This window comes from Microcoleus sp. AT3-A2, assembly GCF_036705685.1.
GTDB lineage: Bacteria > Cyanobacteriota > Cyanobacteriia > Cyanobacteriales > Microcoleaceae > Microcoleus.
Genome location: NZ_JAUBVF010000028.1, coordinates 80,464 through 86,640, shown reverse-complemented (window position 1 = coordinate 86,640; position 6,177 = coordinate 80,464). Strand labels below are relative to the sequence as shown.

At 43.9% G+C, this 6,177-nt stretch carries 5 protein-coding genes; 4 read left to right on the top strand and 1 reads right to left on the bottom strand.

Annotated elements, in window-relative coordinates; translation table 11 throughout:
- The first annotated feature begins 138 nt into the window (after positions 1-138).
- The 4 genes from QUB37_RS17120 to ccmS all read left to right on the top strand — a co-directional run bounded on the left by QUB37_RS17120 (position 139) and on the right by ccmS (position 4,792).
- Positions 139-615: a hypothetical protein gene (locus QUB37_RS17120; protein WP_333164091.1), complete on the top strand. Its 477-nt coding sequence runs from the start codon at positions 139-141 to the stop codon at positions 613-615.
- Between the two features lie 275 nt (positions 616-890).
- Complete coding sequence (locus tag QUB37_RS17115) at positions 891-2,096, top strand: IS110 family transposase (protein WP_333164089.1); 1,206 nt, start codon at positions 891-893, stop codon at positions 2,094-2,096.
- Between the two features lie 298 nt (positions 2,097-2,394).
- Positions 2,395-4,191, top strand: a complete 1,797-nt coding sequence (locus tag QUB37_RS17110; protein WP_333164087.1) for an ABC transporter ATP-binding protein — start codon at positions 2,395-2,397, stop codon at positions 4,189-4,191.
- 169 nt (positions 4,192-4,360) lie between these two features.
- Positions 4,361-4,792 carry a beta-carboxysome assembly chaperone CcmS gene (ccmS, locus tag QUB37_RS17105; protein ID WP_333164086.1) on the top strand — a complete coding sequence of 144 codons (432 nt, stop codon included), beginning with the start codon at positions 4,361-4,363 and terminating at the stop codon, positions 4,790-4,792.
- A gap of 307 nt (positions 4,793-5,099) precedes the next feature.
- Here the strand turns inward: ccmS and QUB37_RS17100 are convergent, their stop codons facing one another.
- On the bottom strand, positions 5,100-6,035 hold the full coding sequence (locus QUB37_RS17100) for a fused MFS/spermidine synthase (RefSeq protein WP_333164083.1): 936 nt from the start codon (positions 6,033-6,035) through the stop codon (positions 5,100-5,102).
- Positions 6,036-6,177: the final 142 nt, after the last annotated feature.

Below are 6,177 nucleotides of genomic sequence, written 5' to 3'. Positions count from 1 at the left end.
TGCATATTGACCCTACCTCTCGCTCTTTGCTTATCGGTGATAAGCCTATAGTTTTCAAATCTGTTTCTGAAGTTGTTGCGGAGGAAGAGATTGACTCTATCCCTTTTGATTCTGAAGGTACTTTTCATGAGTTTTGATATGGAACAACAATTTGACTTGCAATCTCAGTTAGCTGCTGCTCAAGCTGAGATTGCACGGCTTCGTGAGGACAATGAGCAGATGCAATTTCGCATCCGTTCTCAAACTGAAACTATTAATAGAGCTAAAGATATCAATCCTGTTGCTCGCCCCAGTTTTAAAAGAGTTTTAGCACTTGCTCAGGCTGCTTGTTTTGATTTATGTAAGCATCCTGGTGGTGGTTGGCTTCTTAGTTTAGGTCAGCGCGTCCGTAAGTTTAAGTCTCTTACTCAAATCTGGGATATTTTGTGCTTGGATGATTGGTTTTTGGAGGATTTATTGGGGGAGTTCTTAGTAATTAAGCCGCCCAAGATTTTGGATGTTTCCCGTGATTTTGACTGGGACAATGCTGTTTCTGGTAATGTTTTGACTCAAGCTCAGAATTCTTTTGAAGCTTGGCACAATTTTGCTGGTTTTATTCCTTTTTCTTCTGAATAACCGCCTGATGATGGCTGTGTGACTTAGCGGCCGAAACTCATTTTGAGTAGCGGATTGAGTCCAAATCATCCGTCAATTAATTAAGTTATAGTTTAGGGCTTTAAAAATGAAACAAGCTGTAATGGCTTTTCTGGCTTCATAAGCTCGGCTATTTCTTGATTGATTGCAATCTTCCCCTGCAATTTATAGCTTTAAGAGTGAATTAGGCTTCTGGCCTTTGGGTGATTCATAAGCTTTGCTATGGGGATTTGGAAACTATCACCTGTAAAAATTTAATGCAAATTATTGGACTTGACGTTAGCAAGGCCTCAGTTTCTGCTTGTCTTTTAACGCAGAAGCCAACTGAACCTCGACAATTTTATTATGATTATGACTTTCACAAGTTTGATGCTACAGCTTTTGGGATTCGTGGATTGCTGGCATTGATTGGTGGCGATGTATCTAATACGATCGCAGTGATGGAGCCCACCGGGGTTAATTATTCTCGTCTCTGGGGAACTCAGCTTGCGCGGGTCGGTGTGGAAGTGCGGCTAGTCGGTCATAAGGAATTGAGAAGTTTTCGCGAGCACCATCTCGGACTGCCTGATAAAGATGATGATGCCGATGCTCTTGCCCTGGCGATTTACGGTTGGGATTTTCTTGAAGTTCCCCGGCGATTTGTTCAAGTGCGATCGCAAACGATTGTCGAAATTCGCCGTTTAGTTTTGCGACTGTCTCATTTGAATCGCGTGCAGTCACCTATTATTAACCGTGCTCGTCAAGATTTGGCCTGGCAGTTTCCAGAGGTGGCGCTCGTGCGATCGGTGCGACTGGGTGAAAAAGTTCCTTTGTTGTGGGGTTGGCTCTGCGGTCAGAGACAGTCTGTTAAGTACGATTTGCTTTTGGAAAAGTCGATTGGATTGGGTTTGACTGATGAACTTTGTCGTCACGCTGCCCGCATCTGTGACATTCAGCGAGAAGAGATGGTTTTAGAATTTGAACTTTCTAAGTTAGTTGGAGAGCCGCAGTTTTTGCCTTACCGCAAAGTTTTTGCCCGTTTTGGGTTTGGTCGCCGCGTTGAGGCTCTTCTATTGTCGCAAATATACCCATTTGAGAATTATCTGCTCGACGGCAAACCAGATGTGAAGATTCGTAAAGGCCGAAATTCTGGTAAGCCGACTAAGCGGCATTTGTCACTTCGGCGATTTTGTAAGGCTTTGGGGTACGCTCCATCTCAAGAGTCCAGCGGTGATTTGCAAAAATCCAAGGTCAGTGGTGGTAGTGATTTGTGTCGGCGCGCGCTCTGGCAATGGATATTCACTAGGATTGAACCAGTTCGCGCTCGACTTCATAATGACATTGGCGATCAGCTCGGTGCAATCATGGATGCGGAAAAACTCAGCGGTCGGCCGGTGCGGTTAGTGCGATCGCGTGTGGCGGCTAAAGCTGTTAAGTTGTTGTTCAAGGAACTTGTGCTCGAGCTTGTTCAATCTAAAATCTAAAATCTAATTTCCAGCGGGGTTTTTGTCAGGGGCCGCAAGATTTCCGGCGAAGTGTCAAATATATAATTCGGCCCCTGCAAAAATTCCGCCACCCGTCCGGTAGGACACCTTAGTATATTTTGGTAGTGTTTAATTTTTTGTCGCTTTAAAATCTAGAATTGTTAGAGTGAAGCCAGTGTTAACGTTTAAAGCCTAGGAACGGGGCATTTGAGAATTAAAAATTAAACAAGGGTAAGGTGCGCGCCGAGCACCCTACTAATTTTTAATTCTCGGCCCTATTTCCGATGCCCCATGCCCTATGAATGATTCTCAAGTATCACCAAATCCATCAAAACCTGTCCATCCCCTAAAGCGGCTGATGAAGTACGGGCGCCGCTACCGCCTGAAAGCTTGGCTGGCCAGTATCTGTTCGCTGCTGAATAAATTCTTTGATTTAGCGCCGCCAGCATTAATCGGTATTGCCGTTGATGTGGTGGTGAAACAGCAAGATTCTATCCTCGCTCAGTGGGGCATAAAAGATGTCTTTTGGCAACTGGCAATTATCACTCTTTTGAGCGCGGTTGTTTGGACGTTGGAATCTCTTTTTGAATATGCCTATGATTATTTGTGGCGCAATTTGGCTCAGGATATTGAACACGATTTGCGTCTGGAAGCTTACAGTCATTTGCAGGAATTAGAATTAGCTTATTTTGAAGAACGCAGCACGGGCGGTTTGATTTCTATTCTCAATGATGATATCAATCAACTCGAACGTTTTTTGGACGACGGTGCTAATGAGGTAATTCAGGTAATTACCACTGTTGTTGTGATTGGCGCGGCTTTTTTTGCTGCATCTCCTGGTGTTGCTGGGCTGTCAATGCTGCCGATACCTTTTATTATTTGGGGTTCGATCGCCTTTCAAGATCGCCTCGCTCCTCTCTATGCTGATGTGCGGGAAAAAGTGAGTTTCCTGAACGGGCAACTGTCGAATAATTTGATGGGAATTACTACTATTAAAAGTTTTACTTCCGAAGATTATGAAATTCAGCGTATCGAAGCACAAAGCCAAGCTTACCGCCAAAGCAACCGACGGGCGATCGCACTTTCGGCAGCTTTTATTCCGCTAATTCGGGTTGTGATTTTCTTGGGGTTTATTGCAACACTATTTCTGGGCGGTTTGGAGGTGGTGGCGGGCCGGTTGTCTGTGGGGACTTACAGCGTTTTGGTGTTTTTAACCCAGCGGTTGCTGTGGCCGCTGACTCGCCTGGGAGATACTCTGGATCAATACCAGCGCGCAATGGCTTCTACTAATCGGGTGATGAATTTGTTGGATACTCCGATCGCAATTCGCACGGGTGATATTCGGCGGCCTGTTAGTTCGATTAAGGGTGAGTTGGAATTTAAAAATGTTACTTTTTCTTACAATCACAGAAAGCCGATTTTGCAGTATTTTTCGTTGACTCTGCCGGCGGGCAAAACTACTGCGATTGTTGGCGCTACTGGTTCGGGCAAAAGTACGCTGGTGAAACTAATCTTGAGGCTGTACGAGGTACAGTATGGCAATATTTATCTCGACGGTATAGAATTAAATAACCTGAATTTAAAAGATTTACGGAGAGCGATCGGATTGGTGAGTCAAGATGTGTTTTTATTTCACGGTACGGTGGCTGAAAATATTGCTTACGGCAGTTTTGAGGCTAACAATCGAGAGATAGTAAATGCTGCGAAAATTGCGGAGGCTCACGAGTTTATCGTACAATTGCCGGACGGTTACAACACTATTGTAGGGGAACGCGGTCAAAAATTGTCGGGGGGTCAGCGGCAGCGAATTGCAATTGCACGGGCTGTTTTGAAGAATCCGCCGATTTTGATTCTTGATGAAGCTACTTCAGCGGTGGATAACGAGACTGAGGCGGCAATTCAGCGATCGCTCGAACGAATTACCAAAAATCGCACTACAATTGCGATCGCCCACCGTCTTTCTACTGTCCGCAATGCCGATTGCATTTGTGTCATGGAAGAGGGGCTGGTGGTAGAATCGGGGCAGCACGAACAACTGATCGAACAGGACGGAATTTATGCGGCGCTCTGGCGCGTGCAATCTGGTATAAGATAGAAACGCAGCGGTTTTGGGTAATTGGGAATTGCTAATTTGTAATTGGGGATGGGCCATTGGGCATGGGTAACTAATGACAACAGTCAACTGCCAACTGCCAACTGCCAACTGCCAACTGCTAACTGACAACTGACTGTAAAATATTAGTTTATACAAACAAGAAGAGAAAATGTTTCTATTTGATAGCCCTGAGTCTAAACCCAACGAAAATAGCTGGAGTCGGAAATTAGATAAATTTGTGAAAGCTAATCAACATGAATTGGCTGCTTTGGCTTGGGGGCTATTTCTGGAAAGGGGAGAGGAAAGCGAGGAGATTTTGGCAATTGATGTTGCAGAAACTGCGCGTTTTGTGTATTGTAAGAAAGAGGCGGTTGAGGAGTTGAACCGTCAAGTAAAAAGTCATATTCAGGAAGTTGTAGGTGTGTTGAACGCTCACAAGCCTGAGAAGGAAGTGGCGATTTTGGCGATCGGTGAAGGTCAAATTAAGTTGATTCTTTTTGAACCTAAGCCTGAACCTCCTGTTTGTTTTGAGGAAGCTGCAACAGATGTTGATACATTGTTGGCTAAGCTGGAACAGCAGATGGTTGAATATATGAAATAGGAGTTATATCAAATCCGGTGGCATCGGAATTGATATTACCTACAGTCAGGAGACGACGCCGTGCGGTTTCCCTGCAATTAATCGGGCGATTGTTACATCTCTTATCGAGGAAGATTGATTATTTGGTGGTAGGGAAACGGCAATCCCGTGTTTTCATTTGCCTTATTGTCGATGGTTATATCCGATCGCAATCTGAGAGCAATTCTATCCCGCAGTCTCTTTCAATCCCTGGGTGATCTCAACTTCGTATCAGCAACAGGCTTTCAGGCGTGTTCCACAAAGAGTAAACCCGGACTTATTATAAATATCAGAATAACCAGCAATCAAAATAACCAGCGGGCGGCGAATCGTCAAGCAAAATTTGAGCTTTGTCTAAATTAGGTATAGCTTCCGCCAATTCTCTACCTAATTTTACTTCCTGTGATCTGTCTGTTAATGGAAATGAAAATTGATAGCTATCTTGCAAATATTTTGCCTTAGCAACAATCTCATCTTTCTCCAAAATCTGGCTGTTGCTACCAATCAAAATGCTATTACTTTCCTGGCAAACACACAGGCACACCTGAGAAAACACACTTTGAAAAGTCGTGATTTTTTCGGCATAAAACTGATCTCTGTGCAGCAGATTTGCTACCACAACTCCCTCGTTTGACAAGTGTTTTTCGCAGATTTGATAAAATTCTTTGGTGGATAGGCGGTGCGGAAAGTAGCCGTTGCCAAAAGCTACGTCGATCATAATGATATCGTACTGAGTATCTGATTTTTGCTGCTCTAAATACTCTCGGCCGTCTTGAATTGTTACAGTTAGCCGATCGTCGAATTTTACCCCAAAACACTGTGTAGCTGCTTCGATCGCGATCGGGTCTACATCCGTACATTCTATAATAGTTTCCGGCAAATAGTGGTGCAAAACTAAGGGAATTCTGCCGCCGCCAAATCCAGCCATATAGATTCTTTGAGGTTGGTTTTGCCACACTAAACCCAACATCATCGCCTGAGTATATTCAGACACTAGATGTAAAGGATTGTGGAAATCGAAAACAGATTGCAGTAAATCTGTTTGCCGATTTACTTTTTCTACTAAAGATAGCTTAATGTGCGATCGCTCTTTTGTGACTGCAACATAGTGAACACCAGACTCTTTGCAAAAAATAACTTTGTCTGGCTGTTGCTGTAGCCAAGCCAGCCGCTGTCCAATAGCGGATAAATTAATAGATTGCCAAGTTTTGTGTTCATCAATCATCTGATTTTAAATTTTATTTAAATTCGATATTCTCTAAGAATATAGCCTCATCAACGCGGTTTCTACCAAAATGGCTTAGTCGCCCGATATCTGCGAAGAAACCGGGTTTCTAGTCAAGGCTGGCGCAAGTCATGTTCTCATT